The sequence below is a fragment of the Streptomyces sp. NPDC055506 genome (assembly GCF_053643595.1).
Genome location: NZ_JBSHKH010000091.1, coordinates 1 through 19,437 on the forward strand (window position 1 = coordinate 1; position 19,437 = coordinate 19,437).

Below are 19,437 nucleotides of genomic sequence, written 5' to 3' on the forward strand. Positions count from 1 at the left end.
GGGCGATGTTGCGGACCTGGGAGGTCAGGTTCGACGCCATGAAGTTGACGTTGTCCGTGAGGTCCTTCCACACCCCCGACACGCCCGGTACCTGGGCCCGGCCGCCCAGCTGTCCCTCCGTGCCGACCTCGCGGGAGACCCGGGTGACCTCGTCGGCGAACGCCCGCAGCTGGTCGACCATCGTGTTGACCGTCAGCTTGAGCTCCAGCAGCTCGCCGGTCGCCTCCACCGTTACCTGCCGGGTCAGATCGCCGCGCGCGACCGCCGTGGTCACCACCGCGATGTCGCGCACCTGCGCGGTCAGCCGGGACGCCATCGTGTTGACGGCCTCGGTCACGTAGCGCCAGTCGCCGGACAGTCCCTGCACCGTGGCACGCCCGCCGAGCCGGCCCTCGGTACCGACCTCCCGGGAGACGCGGGTCAGCTCACCGGTGAACAGCGACAGCTGCTCCACCATGCGGTTCACCCCGCGCCCCAGGCGCCGCAGATCACCGCGGAGCTGGCGCCTGCCGTCGTGCAGCTCGGCGCGCTGTGTGAGATCACCTTCGGCGACCGCGTCCAGGACGCGCGTGGCGTTCACGATCGGGACGGCCAGCACCTCCAGGAGCGCGTTGGCCGCGTCCACGCTTGCAGTCCAGCCACCCGACCCGGGGCTCGCCGCCAGCCGCTCGTCCAGCCGCCCCTGCCGGAGCACCTCCCGGCGCACCCGCTCCAGCTCCGAGGCCAGATGTGCGTTCCGCGTGGTGATCTGGTCGAACTCCCCCGCCAGCTCGGCGAGGATCCCTTCGGGCACATTACCCATGCGTACGGTGAAGTCGCCGTCGCAGAGAGACCTCATGGCCGCCAGCATCGGACGCAGCTGGGCCACGTGCACCCACTCGTCCCCGGGATCGGGGACAGGTCGTTCCGCGGCCGCGGAACCGGTCCCGGCGGGCTCCCGCTCCCCGGATTCCGGCTCGGAGGAAGCGAGTTCGGAGCGTGCGACAGAATCCATGACAACACACTTCTCTTGGCGCAAAATATGACCACTCCCCATTTAGGCTACATTCGTCCTGTACTGGTCCGCAGTGAGCTGGGCAGGGGTTGCCGTGAGGCCACAAGCGGCGTCACAGACAGCGCGGTCCTTCGGTCCGCGTTCAACGGCAGCAGCACGGATGCATGTACCCGCCAACGAACTCGCGGCCGTGGCGGCACGCAAGTTCGTGCGTGCCGTACTCACCGAACGGACCGCGCCCCACTCCCCCGCCGCGCCGGCGATCAGCGACCGGTCCGTCGACGATGCCGTGCTCCTCGCCAGCGAACTCGTCACCAACGCCGCCGCACATGCCGGATCCGGTCTCGAAGTGGCCTGTCACCTCGATGCCGGGGCCGCACAGACCGGCTCCGAGGCCGGGTGGGCCGAAGCCGCACAGGCCGGGACCGGGTGGGTGGGTGTCGTGGTCGAGGTGCTGGAGCACGGGGACGCCCGGCGTCCCGCCGGCACGACAAGCCCGCACAGTCCCGTGCACGGCTACCGCAGGCAGCTCATGCACGCACTGGCCGAATCCTGGGGCGTGACCTGCCGGCCTACCGGGAAAGCCACCTGGGTCCGCCTGGAATGCGCGACGACGGCGCCCCCGCTTGCCGCCACGGAGCACAGGGTCGGCGGCCTCCCGGCCGAGGCCGCCCGCCGCCCACCGCCTCCCCCCGAGCCCGTTCTGCCTCGCGGACACCCCGGTCACAGAGCGCAGTGGGCGGAACGCGAAGGACAGTGGTTCCTCGCCGAGGCCGGAGAGCTCCTCGCCGGACAACTGGACGAGGACATGGTCGCCGCCCTCGCCGGACAGCTCCTGGTTCCCAGACTCGCCGACTGGTGCGCCATATGGCTCACCACCGACCACGCCGATGTCCGGCTCTCCCGCGTCTGGCACACCGACGAACAGCACATCCGCGCCCTGCGCCGGTCCCTGGAGAAAGACCCCCCGAGCGCGGCACTGAGCACGACCGGTCTGCCCTGGCCCTGGCCCGCGTGCGAAACCGCCCCCGGCGAGACCGGCCACAACACAGGCGGCTCCGCACTGGCCTTCCCCCTGGTCGCCGGCGGCCGGTACCACGGCACGCTCCTCATCGGCCAGGCAGGACAACCCGAACTCACCGACACCGTCGTACGGCTCGTCGAGGACGTCGCCCGCCGCACGGCCCAGGCGGTGGTCACCGCCCGCCACTACACCCGCCAGGCGACCATCAGCCGCACGCTCCAGCGCCGGCAGCTCCCGACCTCACTCGCCGCCATCCCCGGCATCGACACGGCGATCGTGTACGAGCCCTGGGCGGAGGGCCAGACCGTCGGCGGTGACTTCTACGATCTGTTCCCCATGGGCCGGCACCGGTGGTGTTTCCTCCTCGGTGACGTCTCCGGCCACGACATGGAAGCCATGTCGGTCACCGGTCTCGCCCGTCACCTCGTACGGCTGCTCGCCCGCGAGGGCCACGGCGTCGAAACCCTTCTCAACCGCCTCAACCACGCGATGGCCGAGGAAGCCGCCGAAGCCACCGCGCCGCGTGGCGAACACGAAGGCCCTCGCCTGCTCAGCCTGCTCTACGGAGAACTCGAACCCGACGCCATCACCGGCAACACCCGATGCACCATCGCCAGCGCCGGACACCCTCCACCCCTGCGACTGACGACGAACGGCACCGTCACCTCCGCCGCGCACCCCCAAATACTCCTGGGCGTCGAAGAACACACCAACTACCACGCCGACACCATCACCCTCACACCGGGCGAAACACTTCTCTGTGTCACCGACGGCGTCACCGAACGCCGCAACGGCACCCGTCAACTCGACGACGACAACGGCCTCGCCCGCATACTCGCCACCTGCACCGGCCTCGGCGCCAAGGCCATCGCCGAGCGCATCCGCCAGACCACCCACGACTTCAGCACCCAGCCCATCGCCGACGACCTCGCCATACTCGTGCTCGAAGCGGTGCCGGTACTCAGGAGCGCGGGAACCATCACCACCGGCCACCCTCACGGTGAGTTCTGATCCGGCGGCCGGCCGAGCAGGTGCCGAGCGGCTCAGAAGTCGGCGGCGACCCGGGCTACTTCACTCACGCGCAGGACCATGCGGACATTCCCTGCAACGCGGCCAGACGCCTGGCCACGATGATCTGCTCCTTGCGGGTGGCCAGGTCGGCGCGCGGGGCGAACTTCCGTCCTCCGGCGGCCACCCAGCTGGACTGGGTGAACTGCAGGCCGCCGTAATGGCCGTTGCCGGTGTTCGCCTTCCAGTTCCCACCGGACTCGCAGGCGGCGATGGCGTCCCAGTCAGGCCCGAATCGGGCAGTCGGCTGGGCCTGGGCACTGGTGGCGACGCCGAGTATCACGGCGACCGCGAAGAGCACGAAGGCCGGACTCGCCCTGCGGTAGCGGCAGTCGCGAGTGCTGATCATTTGAACGTTCTGTGACGAAATCATATGTAGACGGTTGCATCGCGTCACATAAGTAGCGAATTGAGAACAAGAATTCCTACGCCAAAAGAAGCAGCCATCAGCTCCTGCCAGCAACTGCTCTACCCTCTTCCGCATGGCCGGTGGCGCTTTTCGGCCTGCCAGGTGACTGAATCAGCCACCTTGCCGAGGTGATCCGAGATCCCCGTCAGGAGGACCGTTGCACCACGATGAGCGGACAGACCGGCCCGGAAGTCATGGCGAGCACCAGATGCAGCACGAGTTGGGCACCGTCGACCGCGCCGACCGGTTCTACGACGAGCAGGTGCTGGACCGGCTCAACCCACGCATGCGGGAGTTCGTGGCCCGCCAGGAGATGTTCTTCCTCGCGACCTCGGACAGCCACGGCGAGTGCGACAGCACCTTCCGGGCCGGCCCGCCCGGCTTTCTCCGAGTACTCGATGAAGGAGCCCTGGCATACCCGGAGTACCGCGGCAACGGCGTCATGGCCTCGCTCGGCAATATCCGGGAGAACCCCCATGTCGGCCTGCTGATGATCGACTTCTCCCGGGACCGCATCGGTCTGCATGTCAACGGCCGGGCGCGGCTGGTCGCCGACGAAACGATGCGCCGGAGGTATCCGGCCCTACCGGTTGATCCGGTACCCGGCCGCCGTCCCCACGTATGGGTGGAGGTCGAGGTCGAGGAGGCGTACATCCACTGCTCGAAGCACATACCGAGGCTGGTCCCGGCACCGCTCCGGCCGAACACCGACAGGGCGGACGGTTCCGCGGCCGCCGGAGAGCAGGCCTGGGGCACGGACGACGTCAAGCGCAAGGGCGGCGACTACTTCGGAGCGGCGGCCCGGGAGCGAGGGCTTGCCTCCCGCTGAGCGCCGGGAGAGCCGGAGCGAATTGACCCACGGCAGTGGCCGTGAAATGCACCCTGCGGCCGGTCGATCGGCTCCCTAGGGTCGTAGTCATGACGACGAAGACGAATGAGACCACCCAGACCACTCAGACAGTCAGGACCACGCGGACCGCGGACTTCGGCCCCGTCCTCACCCGCGCCGCCGACGCGGAGACGACCCGTGACCCCAGCAGTGTCATGACCCTTCTCGCGGACTCCGGCGACACCGGCGGGCGGCTCACCGGCTACCGGTCGACGTTCGCCGAGGGCGCGGTCGGAGCACCCGCCCATCTGCACACCAAGGCGTCCGAGATGTTCTTCGTGATCGACGGAGCGCTTCAGGTGCTGGTGGGCGAGGAGATCACTGTCCTGGAGGCGGGCGACTTCCTCGTCGTGCCGCCGCACACCCCGCACGCATTCGCTGCGGCGCCCGGCAGGACGGCCGACGTCCTGTTCGTCTTCACCCCGGGCGCCGGCCGCTTCGACTATCTGCGGCTCCTCGGCCGGGTGATGCGCGGCGAGGCCGATCCGCAGGAGATCAAGGACTCCTCGGAGCGGTTCGACAACCACTACGTCGACAGTCCGGCGTGGCGCGAGGCCCTCGCCACGCGCGGCTGAGACGGGAAGCGGCCGCCGACGCCCTGGAGGGCGCCCGGCACCTCGTCCAGGGCGAGCGCGCACTCGCGATCAGTCTCGACGGCCGGGTCCTGGCGGCGAGCGACCGGACCGGGCGGGTCGCGCCGTGGGAGCGAGCTGCGCCATCGCGCGGAACGTCTTTCCCCCCGGCTCTCGGCGGCTCGTCCCCCGAGGAGGTGAGCGCGCAGCGCTACACCGTCGACCCGGAGCAGGCGGTCGAACAGCTCTGCGCCCGTCAGCCCCGGTACTCGTCGCGTGCGGACCCGGGAAAGGAGAGGCAGGACAGGACGACTGCGAAAGGCCAGACCGACTGGATCGTCGTCACCGCGCGTTCAGCGGCGCCAGGGGCACCCTGCTGGTGGAGTTCGGCCAGGAACCATGCCGCGCCCAGTGCCATGACGGCGGTCGCCCCCAGGGAGGGAAAGGGCCTCAGGGCCCAGGGCACGGCGTCGCCCCTTCTGGCGGCCAGGACCGGCCAGACCGCCAGGACGACGAAGCCGACGACGGCGACCGACCCGTGGGTGAGGGAGCCGCCGCTGCTCGGCGCCGGAAACAGGGCGACGGCCAAGGCCGACACACCCCCGGCCGCAAGGGCGGCGCGTCCCGCGGGGGCGGCCGGGCGCAGTCCCCATGCGGTGAGCAGGTGGCAGACGCCCAGGGCGATGAAGGCGGCCGTCATCACCCAGTAGCTGGAGCCGCCGGGTGCCGCGAGGATGCTGATCGTCTGGACGGCGGGGTCGTAGGAGGGGCCCTGCAGGGATGCCGACACCGCCCAGCCCATGATCAACACGACGGGTGCACAGCCGGACGACAAGAGGACCCATTTCGGAACAGATCGCACCAGGACACCGTAAAGCGGATCTTCGGCTCCTCGCTCCACGAGCGACGGGTGGGAGGGTCGCCGCAACCGGTGGGCGTGCGGTGCCGTCCTACAGGGCACCATGATCCCTTCAAGCTTCGCCGGCCCCTGGGCCGGACCGGTGCGCCAGCTGCTCGACTTCGCCTGGACACAGACTCGGGCCTGCGCCTTCGCCATCGCCCTGCTGTGCGGCGTGGCCGTCTCCACACTGCTGCCCGAACTCCCCGTGGCGCGCTACGACCTGCTGGTGGTCTACGGCGTGCTGCTCACGCTGGTGTTCTGGATGCGCGGCTGGGAGAACGGGCGGGACGTCGCCGTCATCGCGGTCTGCCATGTCATCGGTCTGGCCTTCGAGCTGGTGAAGGTGTCGCTCGGCTCCTGGAGCTACCCGGAACCTGCCGTGCTGAAGTTCGCAGGTGTCCCGCTGTATGGAGGGTTCCTCTACGCGGCCGTCGGCAGCTACATCTGCCGCGCCTGGCAGCTGTTCGACCTGGAGATCGTGCGCTATCGGCCGCGTGCGACCGCCGCGGTGGCCGCGGCCGTCTACGTCAACTTCTTCAGTCATCACTGGCTGCCCGACGTGCGGTGGGTGCTGGCCGGGCTGCTGGTGGCCGTCACGCTGAGGACGTCGGTGCGCTTCACGGTGCGGGGCGTGCGCCGGCGGATGCCGCTGGCCGTGTCGTTCGTCCTGATCGGGTTCTTTCTGTGGGTGGCGGAGAATTTGGCGACCCTGGTCGGCGCGTGGCGCTATCCGTACCAGGAGCACGGCTGGGAGCCGGTGGGGGTGGCGAAGTTCGGCGCCTGGGCGTTGCTGATCAGCGTGACCTTCGTCCTGGCGGCGATCGGCCGGCGCACGGGCTCCGGGGCGGTCCGGTCGGTGCGGTGAGCGAGCGCGGGTAGCGAGCGCGGGGGGCCCCGCTCGGTGCGCGAGTCGTCGCCGGAGCCCTCGACTGAGTATCATCCTATGGACGTATTTGAGATGATTTGCCACCGAGGGTTCTTCACCGATCGTGACCACCCTCGCCGGAGTGATCAATGTCCCGCACCGGCACCACGGACGACGGCGACGAGCTGCTGACCAGGCTCGGGGACCTGACGGCCCAGGCGCGAGCACAGGCCGAGATGCAGCGCTCCCGGGTCGAACTGGCCCTCGCGCTGCAGAGCGACATGCTCCCCCGGGATCTGCCCGTCGCCCGGCGGCTGCATCTGGCCGTGCGGTACGCGCCCGCGACCCAGGGCCTCAACGTGGGCGGCGACTGGTACGACGCGTTCACACTCGGCGACGGCCGCATCGGTCTGTCCATCGGTGACGTCCAGGGCCACAACATCGAGGCGGCCGCCTTCATGGGGCAGGTGCGGGCCGGGCTGCGGGCTCTGGCCTCGGTCACCAGCGAGCCGGGCGAGGTCCTGGCCCGGACCAACGAGCTGCTGCTGTCCCTCGGCTCGGACCTGTTCGCCACCTGCACCTTCATGCGACTCGATCCGTGCGCCGGGGTGCTGGAGAGCGCGCGGGCTGGGCATCTGCCCTGCGTCTGGGCCACGGCCGACGGGAAGTCCGGCCTCACCGCGGACGAGGGCGGTCCGCCGCTGGGTGTACAGAAGGGGACGCCGTATCCGGTGACGCGGTACGAGCTCGCCACGGGCGGTGTGTTCGTGCTGCTCACGGACGGTGTCGTGGAGGGGCCGTCGATGCCGCTGGAGGAGGGACTGGACACGGTGACGCGACTCGCGGGAATCGCGGCGGTGGCGGGCATGGACGTGGACGGGCTCGCGGCCGCCGTGATCAAGGGTGCCGAGCGCGTGGGGCACGACGACGACGCCGCCGTCCTGGTGGTCGGCCTCGACGGGCCGGACGCTCAGCCATAGGGCCGCAGGGCCCCGCTCTCGCCTCGCCGACGCGGCGGCCTCGGTGTCTGATGGCTGCTGTGGTGGGTAGCCAGGATCTGCGCAAGCCGGTCGTCCTCGCTCTGCAGACGCTGGCCGTCGCCGCCTGCTACTACGTGTCGGGAAAGCTGGGCCTGCTGCGGGAGCTGGTCGTCGAGGGCGCGGTCGTCACACCCATCTGGCCCCCCACCGGCGTCTCGGTCGCCTTCCTGCTGATCTTCGGGCTGCGCTGCTGGCCGGGGATCGCCCTGGGCGCCTTTCTCGTCATCGTGTCCATCACCTCCGTCACGCCATCGTCGCTCGGCGTCCTGGCGGGCAACACGGTGGCACCCGTCGTCGGGTACCTGCTGCTGCGCCGGGCCGGCTTCCGGACCGATCTCGCGCGGCTGCGGGACGGTCTCGCCCTGGTGTTCCTCGGGGCGTTCACCGCCATGCTGATCAGCTCGACCGTGGGCGCCGGCCTTCTGATCGCCACGGGCAAGCTCGAGTGGCCGAGTTTCTGGGCCGTGTGGCTGGCCTGGTGGGTGGGTGACGCGATGGGGGTGCTGATCGTCACCCCGGTGCTGCTCCTAGTGGCCCGCTTCCGTCCGCCCCTGCGGCTGACGCGCTGGAAGGAGGCCTCGGGCCTGGCGCTGATCGCCTGCTGCGTCGTGCCGCTGGCCGCGCACAGCTGGCTCAGTCTGCTGTTCCTGGTCTATCCCCTGCTGATCTGGGCGGCTCTGCGCTTCCAGCTGGCGGGCAGCATGCTGTGCGCCCTCTTCGCCTCGATCATGGTCACGGTGGCGGCGACCGAGCGGATCGGGCCGTTCGACGGGCTCAGCCGTGTGGAGGTGATGCTCAAGCTCCAGGCGTTCAACGGGGCGATGGCCCTGACGGCGCTCATCCTGTCGGCCGTGATCACCGAGCAGATCCACACCCGGCGTTCCGTGGAGCGCGCGTGCCAGGAACTGGTCGAGGTCCTGGAGCACCTCACCGCGGGCGAGTCGGCGGACGGCCGGGCTCAGCTGGAGGAGGGCGGGGCCGGGCGGAGGCAGGACGAGTGACAGGCGCCGGAGCCACCCGTCACCGAGACGTAGGGTGGGCGTCATGCCCGAGGTGGAGGTGCTGCAGCTGCTGGTGTCGCCTGCGCACCGGCTGGCCGGACGACCGGCGGACGGGCCCTCCCCCGGCCCGCCGGACGAGCGCGTCCCCCGGGTGGAGGTACGCCGCGGTCTGGGGCTGGTCGGCGACCGCTACTACGCCCGGCCCGCCCACCGGAACGCGTCGGTGACCATCATGGCCTCGGAGAGCCTCCCGGATGCCGCCGACCTTCGGCACACCCGCCGGAACATCCTGCTCGCGGGCGTCGACATCGACGCGTACATCGGTACGACGATCTCTCTGGACTGCGGCGGCGGGCCGGTGGAGTTCGCCGTGCACCGGCCCGCCCGGCCCTGCGCCTGGATGGACGTGACGATCGGCCCCGGCGCCCAGCGGGCCCTGCGCGGGCGGGGCGGTGTGCGGTGCACGCCGCTGAGCGACGGGGTCCTCACGCTCGGTCCGGCCACGTTCCGGGTCGTGGCCGGGGCCGTCCCCGCGTCGTGAGCCGTACGGCCGCGCCCGGAGTGTCAGCCGACCGACGGAGCCATCCGGATGGCGGCGATGTCGAGCTGCAGGCGCACCTTCTCGCTCACCATCGCACCGCCCTCGGCCAGCCTGCTGTTGTACGTCAGCCCCCAGTCGGAGCGGTTGATGGTGGTGGTGCCGTCGAATCCGGCCCTTTCGTATCCGAAGGGGTCGGTGACGTGTCCGATGTAGGTCAGATCCAGTACGACGGGCCGTGAGACGCCTTTGATGGTGAGGTCGCCCGACATGCGGAAGAGGTCCGAGCCGGTCTGTTCCACGCCGCTGCTGGTGAAGCGCATACGCGGATAGGTCGCGGCGTCCAGGAAGTCACGGCCGACCAGGTGGGCGTCGCGTTGTTCCACCCCGGTGTCGACGCTGGAGGTGAACAGTGTGATGTCGGCCCGCGACCGGGCGGGGTCGTGCGCGTCGAAGTAGAGCCGACTTTCGTACTCCAGGAAACAGCCGCGCACGGTGGTCACCATGGCATGCCGGACGGAGAAGCCGATCCTGCTGTGCGCGGGGTCGACGACCCATTCACCGGTGAGGTTCGTCAGGTGGGGGTCCGGCAGCACGGCGGTGGGGGCTGCCGGTGCGCCGGCCGGACGCTGCGGGGGGACGGGCGGCGCCTGCCGGCGGGACGACACGACGCGGTTGAACAGGTTCATGATTCATCTAGGTACTTGAGTTTGGTTATAGCCGCAAGTCCCCTTCCGATTTGCGGCTGTTGAGAACCAGCGCGTGACCTTTTTGCCGCCGCATTACACAAAATCCACACACGCCTGTCGCGGCGCTTCGACGAAATACCCACCCGAAACTCCATGGATTTTCATTTCGGGCATATCGGTATTCGGCTTATGTCATCTCGATCGCGAGGTCGTTGTCGACGGTGTAGTAGGGGCGCGCTGCGGCTCCGTCCACGGCGACGGCCGGGTAGACGTACACGTGCTTGCGGTCCGCCACGTCGTCGAGGAGCCGACCGATCCTGATCGGCCGTGCGTCGGCGGTGGGCCGGACGAAGGCGTCCCAGAACCGGCCCGCTCCCCCGCCGTCGACCGCCAGGTCCTGCCGGCCGGCGGTGAAGGAGAAGCCCCTGCCGTCCTCGTCGAGCCGGGGGCGGATACTCCGTACGGTGTCGCTGCCGCGCAGGCGCAGCCGGACGGTGGCGTCCTCGTGGAGCCGGGCGCCGTGCAGGCGGGCCTCGACCGTGATGGCCTTCTCGGTGACGTCGATGGTGCGGGCCTCGGCGTGGGCGGTGCGCAGCCAGGCCCGCAGGGCCAGGAATCCGTCCTTCGTGACATACGGGATCCGGACGGCGACCGGCGAGGGCCGGTCGCGGAGGTGTCCGTCGACGAGGACGCGCAGATCCCGCAGGCCGGGGCGCAGCCGCTGCCGTTCGGCTCCCGGTTCGGGCAGCAGAAAGAGGTCCCAGCGGCCTTCGTCGAGGTCCTGGCGGGGTTCCAGTACGGCGTGCCGCCTGCCGTCGGCCGGGTCGGGTTCCAGCTCGAGGTGGTGGCGGGTCGTCTCGGGGCGGCCCTTCTTTGGACGCAGCACCAGGAGCAGCTGAGGGCCGGCGGCCGAGGTCGCGGGGAGGCGGAAGGTGATCCGGCCGTCCGTGTCGATGGCGCAGTCGGTGCGCAGGGGCGTGTCGTGGTGCTTGGTCATCGCTGTCCCTTCCGTATCGCGCGCAGGGCGCCGGCCGCCGCGGTGTGGGCGAGGTCGCGGGCGGCGTGGCCGCGTCCGGCCAGTGGGCTGTCCGTCCGGCGCCCGGTGGCCCGCCGGCCTGTGTTCTTGGCCGTCATGGCCTCGTCGATGATGCGTTCGGCCTGTGCGACGACGGGGTCCGGGGCGAAGCGGTGGGCGTTCTCCAGAGCGGTGCGGCCCATGCGGCGGCGGCGCTCGTCGTCGCCGACGAGTTCCAGCAGGGCCGAGGCGAGGGCGTCGCGGTCTCCGACCGGTACCAGCCGGCCGTCGGCGCCGTCGTTGATGATCTCGGCGGGGCCGTGGGGGCAGTCGGTGCTGACGACGGGCAGTCCGCAGCGCATCGCCTCGACGATGGTCATGCCGAACGGCTCGAAGTCGGACGTGGCGGCGGCGATCGAGGCCTTGGCCCATTCGGCCTCCATGGGGGTGGCGGCCCCCATCAGGAACACGTTGTTCCACAGGCCGAGGCGTTCGATGAGCTGCCGCAGCGCGGGCTGCTCCTCGCCCTTGCCGTAGATGCGTAGCTGCCAGTCCGGGAACGCGGCGGCGACCTGGGCGAACGCCTCGATGAGGAGGTCGTAGCGCTTCACCCGCACGAGCCGGCCGGCGGCGATCACGATCTTGGCGGTGCCGTCGGCGGGAGGCAGCGCGGGGTCGGGGACGCTGTTCGGGAGGGCCTCCACATGGACTCCGGGCAGCCACATCTTGCGCCGGTAGGCGGCGGCGTCCGCTTCGGTGACGGTGGTGACGACGTCGAGACGGCGGTAGGCGCGGCGCAGCGCGGTGCGCAGCCGCGGCGAGTGGTTGTCCAGGGTGAGGTGCTCCTGGCCGACGCGCAGGACGTGCCGCGGGGCCTGGCGTGCGATGTGCACGTTGAGGCCCGGCCGGGTGCCGATGACGACGTCGGCGTCGAGCGACTCGAGGTGCTCGCCGATCCGCTGGTCGGTCAGCTCGCTGTACTGGTGGTGGCGGTACTCGGCGGGCGGGTACACCCGCGCCGGTCTCTGGTGCAGCGGATGGTCCGCTTCCTTGCGCAGGTCCACCAGCGGCCGTAGCCGCACCCTGGGGTGCGGGGTGAGATTGGGGTGCTCCCGGTGGCGTAACGCGGAGACGATCTCCACGTCGTGCCGCTCGGCGAGCGCCCCGGCCAGGTTGAACGTGGTGGTGATCGTGCCTCCGATTCCGTAGGCGTTGTGGATCAGGAAAGAGATCTTCATGGTGGCCTAGACCGCGTCAACGACCGGAGCGTTGTTCGTCGTTACCACTCTGTGGCCGTGGCGGCGCAGGGCGGGCGTTCCCGCCGGTTCAGACATGATCTCGGACATAAGTGGTCTGGGCCATACCCCTTTGCCGCCCGGTTGTGAATAGCTTGACGTGTTTGCCCGCAGCAGCGTCGCGTCATCGGGTGCACCCTCGTATCGATCTTCAGGAGACCCATGCGCCCCCGAATAACCTCCCTCCCGCCCTTCGCCCTGGCCGGCGGCGCGCTGGCCGTGGGGGTGGGCGGTCTGTATCTCGCAGGGCTGATGCTGACGGGCGGGGAGATCGACACCGGCACGACCGTGCGCGGGGTGGAGATCGGAGGGCTGAGCCGCGCCGAGGCGGTGCGGAAGCTGGAGCGGCAGCTGGGCGCGGACGGCGCGCGGGAACTGCCCGTGAAGGTCGGGGAGCGCTCGGGCACGGTCGATCCACGGCGCGCCGGGCTCTCCTTCGACGTCCGGGAGACCGTCGACCGGGCCGCACGCACCGGTGCCGATCCGCTCAGCGTGTTCGGCGGCTTCTTCCGTTCGGGCGGCGTGATCGAGCCGGTCGTACGCCTGGACGAGGACAAGGCGCGGGCGGCCCTCGGGCGGCTGGCGAAGGGGCTCGACCAGAAGGTCCGGGACGGTGCCGTCTCCTTCGACAGCGGGCGGGTCGAGGAGGTCGCGCCGCGCACGGGATACGCGCTGGACGTGAACGCCGCGGTCGGTCCCCTGCGCGCCTCCTTCCTGCGCGGGGACGCCGACGCGGTCACGTCGCTGCCCGCCCGTGAGACCCGGCCGAAGGTCACGGCCGACGAGGTCGGGCGGGCGGTGCGTACGTTCGCGAAGCCGGCCGTGTCGGCGCCCGTCACGCTCACCGCGGGCGGCAGGCGGTTCACAGTCGGCCAGGACGTGCTGGGCGAGCATCTGGCCATGCGACCGGACGGCGGCGGCAGGCTGAGACCGGAACTCGACGCCAAGGGGCTGCGCGCCGACCCCGCCGTGGCCGGTCCGCTGGACGAGGTCACCGCCACCGCCGAGAACGCGAAGCTGGGGTCGGACGGCGACAAGGTCGTGGTCGAGGAGGACGCCACGATCGGGCTGGAGGTCACCGACAAGGCACTGGGCAAGGCGGTACTGCCGCTGCTCACGCGATCGGGCGCCGACCGCGGCGGCGAGGTGGCTGTACGCGAGACCCAGCCGGAGGTCACCCGGGAGAACGCCCCGGAGCTGGGGCTGACGGAGAAGATGTCCTCCTTCACCGTCCACTTCGAACCGGCCGAGTACCGCACGAAGAACATCGGCCGGGCGGTGGAACTCATCAACGGCTCCGTCGTCAGGCCGGACGAGACGTGGAGCTTCAACCGGACCGTCGGCGAGCGCACCGAGGCGAACGGCTTCGTCGAGGGCATCATCATCCTCGACGACAAGTTCACCAAGGCGTCCGGCGGCGGCGTCTCGGCCGTGGCGACGACCATGTACAACGCGCTGTTCTTCGCCGGGGTCAAGCCCGTGGAGCACGGCGCGCACTCCTTCTACATCGAGCGCTACCCGGAGGGCCGCGAGGCCACGGTCGCCTGGGGCAGCCTGGACCTGAGATTCATCAACGACTCGGGCAAGGCGATCTACATCCGGGCCGAGTCCACGGACACGTCCGTGACCGTCTCCTTCCTCGGCACTCGTAAGTACGACGAGATCAAGTCGGTGAAGGGGCCGCGCACCGAGGTGAAGAAGCCGTCGAAGAAGGTGAGCAAGGACAAGGAGTGCGTGCCGCAGACGCCGCTCGAAGGGTTCGACGTCACCGTGGAGCGGGTCTTCTACAGCGACGGCAGGGAAGTGAAGCGGGAGCCGTACCGCACGCACTACACGCCGCGTGACGAGATCGTGTGCGAGTGATCCACCCGCCGTTCGCCTCTGCGTCCGCGCGATCAGCCTCACGCCCCTGACCAGTCGCACACGTCCTTTCAGGCCGGTCACGGGTAGGGCTGTGGCGGCGCCCCATGCCGTGCTGCCCCGGGCAGAGAGACGTAGGCAGTGACTCAGGACCTGGCAAGCACCACTCCGGACGATGCCGCAGACTCCGGCAGCGGGCACGGTGGCGGAAAGGACGCGGTGGAGCAGGACGCGGTCGGAACACGTAACCGGACCTTGGCGCATGCCGGAGTGGGCCGCGCCGAAACCCTCCTGCTGTCCCGCTACAGACTCGGCTCGCAGCAGGAAGCGTTCGAGTTGCTGCGCCAGACCTCCCAGCGTTTCAACATCAAACTGCACACCCTGGCCGACGCCGCGCCCCGACTGCCCGCACTCGCACCCACAGTCGGCCAACGGTTCGCCCCACGGCCGCGTAGCGGACCGCCGCCGCTGCTCGGCCTGGCCCTCAGCGACGGGGCGTCCCGCACCAGCGACGGCGCCGTCCTCAAAGCCGCGATGCGCCGTGTCCTGGATCTCACCGACACCGACATGGCCAACGTGCCGACGGCATCCGGCTCGGCTGAGTACCAGCCGACCGGGCAGCCGGTGGGGCGGGCCGGTCGGCGTGGATGAGGCATGACCGGCCCGCCCGGACTCAAGGGGTGCGGCTCGGCTACAGGCCCACGTCCCGGCTGCGGATGTCCTCCAGGGACTCGCGACGCACCAGGAGGCGGGCGAAGCTGTCGCGTACGGCGACGACGGGAAGACGGCCGACCAGGTTGTATCCGGAGGCCATGGACAGGTGGTACGCGCCTGCCACGGGTACGGCGAGGAGGTCACCCGGGCGTACGTCGGCGGGGAGTTCCGCGTCGGCGGCCAGGATGTCGCCGGCCTCGCAGTGGCGGCCGACCACGGTCGTCCGGGCCGGAGCCGCGGTGCTGTGCCTGCCGATCAGGCGAGGGGCGTAGCGGACGCCGTACAGCGCCGGGCGCGGGTTGTCGCTCATGCCGCCGTCCACGGCCACGAAGACGTGTCCGCCCGTGTGCTTCACGGACAGGACGCGGTACAGGGCGACGCCCGCCGGGCCCACGATCGCCCGTCCCGGTTCGATGATCAGACGGGGCACGGGGAGTCCGGCCGTGGCACAGGCGCCGGCGAGTTCGGCGCGGACCTTGCGGGCCAGTGACGTCAGGTTCAGGCCCTCCTCCCCCGGGCGGTAGGCGATGCCGTGGCCGCCTCCGAGGTCGAGCTCGGGCAGGACCAGGCCGTGCTGTTCACGCAGCCGAGCCATGAGGCCGACCATGCGGCGTACGGCGACGAGGTACGGCTTGACGCTGGTGATCTGGGAGCCCAAGTGGCAGTGCAGCCCGGTGAGTTCGAGCTGGGGCTGGTCCAGGATGCGGGCGATGGCGTGCTGGGCGTAGCCGTCGGCGATCGACAGGCCGAACTTCTGGTCGTCCGTGCCCGTACGGATCTTGGCGTGGCCGCCGGCGCTGATGCCGGGCACCACGCGGACCATCACCTTCTGGTGCCCGTGCGGCCCGACGGCGGCTGCCAACCGGGCGATCTCCGAGGGGCTGTCGATGACGATCCGTCCGACGCCCAGGCGCAGGGCGGTGTCCAGGTCGCGCGGGGACTTGGCGTTGCCGTGCAGCACGATCCGCTCGGGCGGGAAGCCGGTGGTGACGGCGAGTTCCAGTTCGCCGGCGGAGCAGACGTCCAGGCCGAGGCCCTCCTCTTCGACCCAGTGGGCCACGGCCCGGCACAGGAACGCCTTGGCCGCGTAGAGGATTTCGGCGTCGGGAAAGGCGTCCCGGTAGGTGCGGCAGCGGTCGCGGACCTCGGTTTCGTCGAGGATGTAGGCGGGGGTGCCGAAGCGGTCTGCGATCTCGGCGAGCGATACGCCGCCCACGTCGAGCTCGCCGTGCCGGGGCTCGGTGACCGAGGCGGGCCACACTGACAGCTCGGCCGAAGTGGTCGTGGTGGTGGGTTCGTGAACCGTGGTCATGGTGTCTGCCCCTCTCAGGCGATCCGCAGTGCGGGAACGGGAGCGGCGGGCTCGACCGGAGCGGGAGCCGGTGCCGAGAACAGCGGGTCCACCGTGACGGTGGTGATGCCGAGCGGGGCGGTCAACGCCCGCAGGGCGGGCTCGGCGAGGCGGATCCACACCTGGTCGGGGCCGAGCGTGGCCGTCAGCCTGCGCTCGGAGGTGAATCCGACGGCCGTGCGGTCCCCGAGCGGGGTGCGGAAGAGCCGGGCCGCGCACCCGGAGGGTCCCGGCCGGACCGGGACGTAGAGGAGTCCGGCCGGGAACCGATCAGGAGGTTCGGGGTCGTCGCCGAGGAGAAGTTCTGCCATGGGGTGCCTCCTGAGAAACAGGGATGAGTGGTCTGAAAGGCCCCGGACGCGGGGAGGCGGACCGGGGCTCGCCAACGACGTTATGCCCGGTGTCCCCCACTCCAGGACGTCCCTTGACGGGACCCTGACGACGATCCCGCCGACCTTGACGGGGTGCTGACGCCGTGTCTCACCGCTCTGAGCCGTGCCGCCGAGGTGGCCCGGATCGCGGGGCCGAACTCTGGCCGGTGCCGGCTCGGGTCGAGGACTGGGAGCCGTTGGCACGGGACCGGCTCTGGTGCGGATCGCCGGAATGTTCTGCGGCTGGACACCCGATGTCTTCAGCGGGAGTTCGACACCGTGCCGCCCAACGCCTGAGCCCTTCAGGAGGCGGCCGGCAGACCCGGCTCCTGCGGTCGCCGCTCGGGTGCCGTCCGTACCGTGAGCACCATGGTGAGGCCGCCGCCGGGGGTGTCCTCCGCGTGGAGCGTGCCGCCGACCGCCTCGGCGAAGCCGCGCGCGACCGCGAGGCCGAGGCCGACACCGGCTCCCCGGGGTGAGTCGCCGTAGCGCTGGAAGGGTTCGAAGATCCGGTCCTTGGCCTCGTCCAGTACGCCGGGTCCGCGGTCGACGACCCTCACCTCGACGCGGTCGGCGAGGGCGCTGGCCGAGACCAGGACCTTCTCGCCGTGCGGGCTGTACTTGACGGCGTTCTCGACGACGTTGGCGACGGCTCGTTCCAGCAGTCCGCGGTCGACATGGACCATGGGCAGGGTCTCGGGGATGTCGAGTGCCACGCTGTTGCCGGGGACTCCTCCGAGCGCCATGGGAACCACCTCGTCGAGGTCGGTCTCGCGGATGATCGGGGTGACCATGCCGGTCTGGAGGCGGGACATGTCGAGCAGGTTGCCGACCAGGAGGTCGAGCCGGTCGGCGCCCTGCTCGATGGCCTCCAGCAGTTCCGCCTCGTCCTCCTCGGACCAGGCGACGTCCTCGGAGCGCAGTGAGGACACGGCAGCCTTGATACCGGCGAGCGGAGTGCGCAGGTCGTGGCTGACGGCGGCGAGCAGCGCCGTCCGTATGCGGTTGCCTTCCGCCAGTTCCTTGGCGCGGCCGGCCTCTCGTTGCAGGCGCTGCCGGTCCAGGACCACGGCGGCCTGCGCGGCGAACGCGGCCAGCACCCGTCGGTCGGCGGCGGGCAGCACGCGGCCGCGCAGGGACAGGGCCATGTGGTCTCCGACAGGAACGTCGACGTCCCCCTCGTCAGGATTCTCGGCGGGCCGGGGTCCCACACTGCCGGCGCAGGTCCAGGGCTCGGTCTCGTCGGTCCGCTCGAGCAGGACCACCGACTCCATGCCGAAGGTCTCGCGGACCCGCTCCAGCAGTTCCTCGAGCGAGGTTTCGCCGCGCAGGACGTTCCCCGCGAGGAAGGAGAGGATCTCCGATTCGGCACGCAGCCGCGCCGCCTGGTGGGTGCGGCGGGCCGCGAGGTCCACCACCGAGGCCACCGACACGGCGACCCCTACGAAGATCGCGATGGCGACGATGTTCTTCGGGTCGGCGATCGTCAGGGTGTGCACGGGCGGCGTGAAGTACCAGTTGAGCAGGAGGGAACCCACCACCGCTGATGCCAGGGCCGGGAAGAGCCCGCCCAGCAGGGCCGACGCCACTGTCAGGGCGAGGAACAGCAGCATGTCGTTGGCGAGGCCGACATCCGGAGTGGCGCCGGCAAGGAGCCAGGTGAGGACCGCGGGGCCCAGGACGCCGACGAGCCAGCCCCAGATGACCCGGGACCGTCCCAGGCGTGCTCCGCGCGCCACCGGAAGGCCGCGCCCCTTGCCTGCCTCGTCGTGGGTGATGAGGTGGACGTCGAGATCCGGGCCGGACTCCCGGGCCACCGTCGCGCCGACGCCGGGGCCGAAGACGTACTGCCAGCCCTTGCGCCGGGAGACGCCGAGGACGATCTGGGTGGCGTTGACCCCGCGTGCGAAGTCCAGCAGGGCCACCGGTATGTCCTCGCCGACGACTTGGTGGAAGGTGCCGCCGAGGTCCTCGACCAGTGTGCGCTGGACGGCGAGTTCCTTCGGGGAGGCGGCGGTGAGACCGTCACTGCGGGAGATGTAGACGGCCATGACCTCGCCGCCGGCGCCCTTCTCCGCGAGTCGCGCGGCACGGCGTATCAGGGTGCGGCCCTCGGGGCCGCCGGTCAGGCCGACGACGATGCGCTCGCGCGAGCCCCAGATGGCCGAGACCTTGTGCTCGTTGCGGTACTCGGTGAGATAGGCGTCGACCCGGTCGGCCACCCACAGCAGCGCCAGCTCCCGCAGGGCGGTCAGGTTGCCCGGACGGAAGTAGTTGGAGAGGGCCGCATCAACCTTGTCCGGCTTGTAGATGTTGCCGTGCGCCATCCGCCGCCGCAGCGCCTGCGGGGACATGTCGACCAGCTCGATCTGGTCGGCCCGGCGGACCACTTCGTCGGGCACGGTCTCCTGCTGCCGGACACCGGTGATCGACTCGACGACGTCACCGAGCGACTCGAGATGCTGGATGTTGACGGTGGAGACGACATCGATGCCGGCCGCGAGCAGTTCCTCCACGTCCTGCCAGCGCTTGGTGTTGCGGGAGCCGGGGACATTGCTGTGGGGCAGCTCGTCGACCATCGCCACCTGGGGGCGTCGGGCGAGCACGGCATCGATGTCCATCTCGGTGAAGGTGGTGCCCCGGTAATCCAGTTCCCTGCGCGGGATCTCTTCCAGTCCGTGCAGCATCACCTCGGTGCGCGGCCGGCCGTGGTGCTCCACGAACGCGACCACACAGTCGGTGCCGCGCTCGAGGCGCCGGTGTGCCTCGGAGAGCATGGCGTAGGTCTTGCCGACGCCGGGTGCCGCGCCGAGGTAGATCCGAAGCTTGCCGCGTGCCATG

18 protein-coding genes are annotated in these 19,437 nt (G+C 70.6%); 9 read left to right on the forward strand and 9 right to left on the reverse strand.

What is annotated here, in order from left to right; genetic code table 11:
• A partial coding sequence (locus tag ACWIF2_RS28160; RefSeq protein WP_454363619.1) for a HAMP domain-containing protein occupies nt 1–850 on the reverse strand: 850 nt, incomplete at its 3' end.
• A 304-nt stretch (nt 851–1,154) separates the two neighbouring features.
• Between ACWIF2_RS28160 and ACWIF2_RS28165 the strand changes: the two genes are divergently transcribed.
• Nucleotides 1,155–3,029 carry a SpoIIE family protein phosphatase gene (locus ACWIF2_RS28165; protein ID WP_454363589.1) on the forward strand — a complete coding sequence of 625 codons (1,875 nt, stop codon included), beginning with the start codon at nt 1,155–1,157 and terminating at the stop codon, nt 3,027–3,029.
• Nucleotides 3,030–3,093: 64 nt separating this feature from the next.
• On the opposite strand, the gene ACWIF2_RS28170 is transcribed toward ACWIF2_RS28165, so the two are convergent.
• Nucleotides 3,094–3,435: a transglycosylase family protein gene (locus tag ACWIF2_RS28170; protein ID WP_454363590.1), complete on the reverse strand. Its 342-nt coding sequence runs from the start codon at nt 3,433–3,435 to the stop codon at nt 3,094–3,096.
• A 268-nt stretch (nt 3,436–3,703) separates the two neighbouring features.
• Here ACWIF2_RS28170 and ACWIF2_RS28175 point away from each other — a divergent pair, with 268 nt between their 5' ends.
• Nucleotides 3,704–4,324, forward strand: a complete 621-nt coding sequence (locus tag ACWIF2_RS28175) for a pyridoxamine 5'-phosphate oxidase family protein (RefSeq protein ID WP_454363591.1) — start codon at nt 3,704–3,706, stop codon at nt 4,322–4,324.
• 89 nt (nt 4,325–4,413) lie between these two features.
• Nucleotides 4,414–4,959, forward strand: coding sequence for a cupin domain-containing protein (locus ACWIF2_RS28180; protein WP_454363592.1), 546 nt, complete (start codon nt 4,414–4,416; stop codon nt 4,957–4,959).
• 253 nt (nt 4,960–5,212) lie between these two features.
• Here ACWIF2_RS28180 and ACWIF2_RS28185 read toward each other — a convergent pair whose 3' ends face one another.
• Entirely contained in the window at nt 5,213–5,818 is a 606-nt protein-coding gene (locus tag ACWIF2_RS28185; RefSeq protein WP_454363593.1) for a DUF998 domain-containing protein, read from the reverse strand.
• A 100-nt stretch (nt 5,819–5,918) separates the two neighbouring features.
• Between ACWIF2_RS28185 and ACWIF2_RS28190 the strand changes: the two genes are divergently transcribed.
• The 4 genes from ACWIF2_RS28190 (at nt 5,919) to ACWIF2_RS28205 (ending at nt 9,304) form a co-directional block, all read left to right on the forward strand.
• Nucleotides 5,919–6,722 (forward strand): DUF817 domain-containing protein, encoded by an 804-nt coding sequence (locus tag ACWIF2_RS28190; RefSeq protein WP_454363594.1) that lies wholly within the window; start codon nt 5,919–5,921, stop codon nt 6,720–6,722.
• Nucleotides 6,723–6,871: 149 nt separating this feature from the next.
• Nucleotides 6,872–7,702 (forward strand): PP2C family protein-serine/threonine phosphatase, encoded by an 831-nt coding sequence (locus ACWIF2_RS28195; RefSeq protein ID WP_454363595.1) that lies wholly within the window; start codon nt 6,872–6,874, stop codon nt 7,700–7,702.
• Nucleotides 7,703–7,761: 59 nt separating this feature from the next.
• Nucleotides 7,762–8,763: an MASE1 domain-containing protein gene (locus ACWIF2_RS28200; protein WP_454363596.1), complete on the forward strand. Its 1,002-nt coding sequence runs from the start codon at nt 7,762–7,764 to the stop codon at nt 8,761–8,763.
• A 43-nt stretch (nt 8,764–8,806) separates the two neighbouring features.
• Nucleotides 8,807–9,304 (forward strand): molybdenum cofactor biosysynthesis protein, encoded by a 498-nt coding sequence (locus ACWIF2_RS28205; protein ID WP_454363597.1) that lies wholly within the window; start codon nt 8,807–8,809, stop codon nt 9,302–9,304.
• 23 nt (nt 9,305–9,327) lie between these two features.
• On the opposite strand, the gene ACWIF2_RS28210 is transcribed toward ACWIF2_RS28205, so the two are convergent.
• From ACWIF2_RS28210 to ACWIF2_RS28220, 3 genes are all read right to left on the reverse strand, one after another.
• Nucleotides 9,328–9,990 (reverse strand): YceI family protein, encoded by a 663-nt coding sequence (locus tag ACWIF2_RS28210; protein WP_454363598.1) that lies wholly within the window; start codon nt 9,988–9,990, stop codon nt 9,328–9,330.
• Nucleotides 9,991–10,177: 187 nt separating this feature from the next.
• Nucleotides 10,178–10,987 (reverse strand): transferase, encoded by an 810-nt coding sequence (locus ACWIF2_RS28215; protein ID WP_454363599.1) that lies wholly within the window; start codon nt 10,985–10,987, stop codon nt 10,178–10,180.
• Nucleotides 10,984–12,243, reverse strand: coding sequence for a glycosyltransferase family 4 protein (locus ACWIF2_RS28220; RefSeq protein WP_454363600.1), 1,260 nt, complete (start codon nt 12,241–12,243; stop codon nt 10,984–10,986). Before ACWIF2_RS28220 ends, ACWIF2_RS28215 begins: the two co-directional genes overlap by 4 nt.
• Nucleotides 12,244–12,462: 219 nt before the next feature.
• Between ACWIF2_RS28220 and ACWIF2_RS28225 the strand changes: the two genes are divergently transcribed.
• Together ACWIF2_RS28225 and ACWIF2_RS28230 are read left to right on the forward strand one after the other, a co-directional pair.
• Nucleotides 12,463–14,163 (forward strand): VanW family protein, encoded by a 1,701-nt coding sequence (locus ACWIF2_RS28225; protein ID WP_454363601.1) that lies wholly within the window; start codon nt 12,463–12,465, stop codon nt 14,161–14,163.
• Between the two features lie 267 nt (nt 14,164–14,430).
• Complete coding sequence (locus ACWIF2_RS28230) at nt 14,431–14,811, forward strand: ANTAR domain-containing protein (RefSeq protein ID WP_454363602.1); 381 nt, start codon at nt 14,431–14,433, stop codon at nt 14,809–14,811.
• Nucleotides 14,812–14,851: 40 nt separating this feature from the next.
• Here ACWIF2_RS28230 and lysA read toward each other — a convergent pair whose 3' ends face one another.
• The 3 genes from lysA to ACWIF2_RS28245 form a co-directional block, all read right to left on the reverse strand.
• Nucleotides 14,852–16,186 carry a diaminopimelate decarboxylase gene (gene lysA / locus ACWIF2_RS28235; RefSeq protein WP_454363603.1) on the reverse strand — a complete coding sequence of 445 codons (1,335 nt, stop codon included), beginning with the start codon at nt 16,184–16,186 and terminating at the stop codon, nt 14,852–14,854.
• Between the two features lie 14 nt (nt 16,187–16,200).
• Nucleotides 16,201–16,536, reverse strand: coding sequence for an SAV_915 family protein (locus ACWIF2_RS28240; RefSeq protein WP_454363604.1), 336 nt, complete (start codon nt 16,534–16,536; stop codon nt 16,201–16,203).
• Between the two features lie 362 nt (nt 16,537–16,898).
• Nucleotides 16,899–19,436 (reverse strand): DUF4118 domain-containing protein, encoded by a 2,538-nt coding sequence (locus tag ACWIF2_RS28245; protein WP_454363605.1) that lies wholly within the window; start codon nt 19,434–19,436, stop codon nt 16,899–16,901.
• Nucleotide 19,437: the final 1 nt, after the last annotated feature.

Coding starts and splice junctions, on each gene's coding strand:
- ACWIF2_RS28165 (WP_454363589.1), top strand. CDS start 1,155: ATGCATGTACCCGCCAACGAACTCGCGGCCGTGGCGGCACGCAAGTTC.
- ACWIF2_RS28170 (WP_454363590.1), bottom strand. CDS start 3,435: ATGATCAGCACTCGCGACTGCCGCTACCGCAGGGCGAGTCCGGCCTTC.
- ACWIF2_RS28175 (WP_454363591.1), top strand. CDS start 3,704: ATGCAGCACGAGTTGGGCACCGTCGACCGCGCCGACCGGTTCTACGAC.
- ACWIF2_RS28180 (WP_454363592.1), top strand. CDS start 4,414: ATGACGACGAAGACGAATGAGACCACCCAGACCACTCAGACAGTCAGG.
- ACWIF2_RS28190 (WP_454363594.1), top strand. CDS start 5,919: ATGATCCCTTCAAGCTTCGCCGGCCCCTGGGCCGGACCGGTGCGCCAG.
- ACWIF2_RS28195 (WP_454363595.1), top strand. CDS start 6,872: ATGTCCCGCACCGGCACCACGGACGACGGCGACGAGCTGCTGACCAGG.
- ACWIF2_RS28205 (WP_454363597.1), top strand. CDS start 8,807: ATGCCCGAGGTGGAGGTGCTGCAGCTGCTGGTGTCGCCTGCGCACCGG.
- ACWIF2_RS28210 (WP_454363598.1), bottom strand. CDS start 9,990: ATGAACCTGTTCAACCGCGTCGTGTCGTCCCGCCGGCAGGCGCCGCCC.
- ACWIF2_RS28215 (WP_454363599.1), bottom strand. CDS start 10,987: ATGACCAAGCACCACGACACGCCCCTGCGCACCGACTGCGCCATCGAC.
- ACWIF2_RS28220 (WP_454363600.1), bottom strand. CDS start 12,243: ATGAAGATCTCTTTCCTGATCCACAACGCCTACGGAATCGGAGGCACG.
- ACWIF2_RS28225 (WP_454363601.1), top strand. CDS start 12,463: ATGCGCCCCCGAATAACCTCCCTCCCGCCCTTCGCCCTGGCCGGCGGC.
- lysA (WP_454363603.1), bottom strand. CDS start 16,186: ATGACCACGGTTCACGAACCCACCACCACGACCACTTCGGCCGAGCTG.
- ACWIF2_RS28240 (WP_454363604.1), bottom strand. CDS start 16,536: ATGGCAGAACTTCTCCTCGGCGACGACCCCGAACCTCCTGATCGGTTC.
- ACWIF2_RS28245 (WP_454363605.1), bottom strand. CDS start 19,436: ATGGCACGCGGCAAGCTTCGGATCTACCTCGGCGCGGCACCCGGCGTC.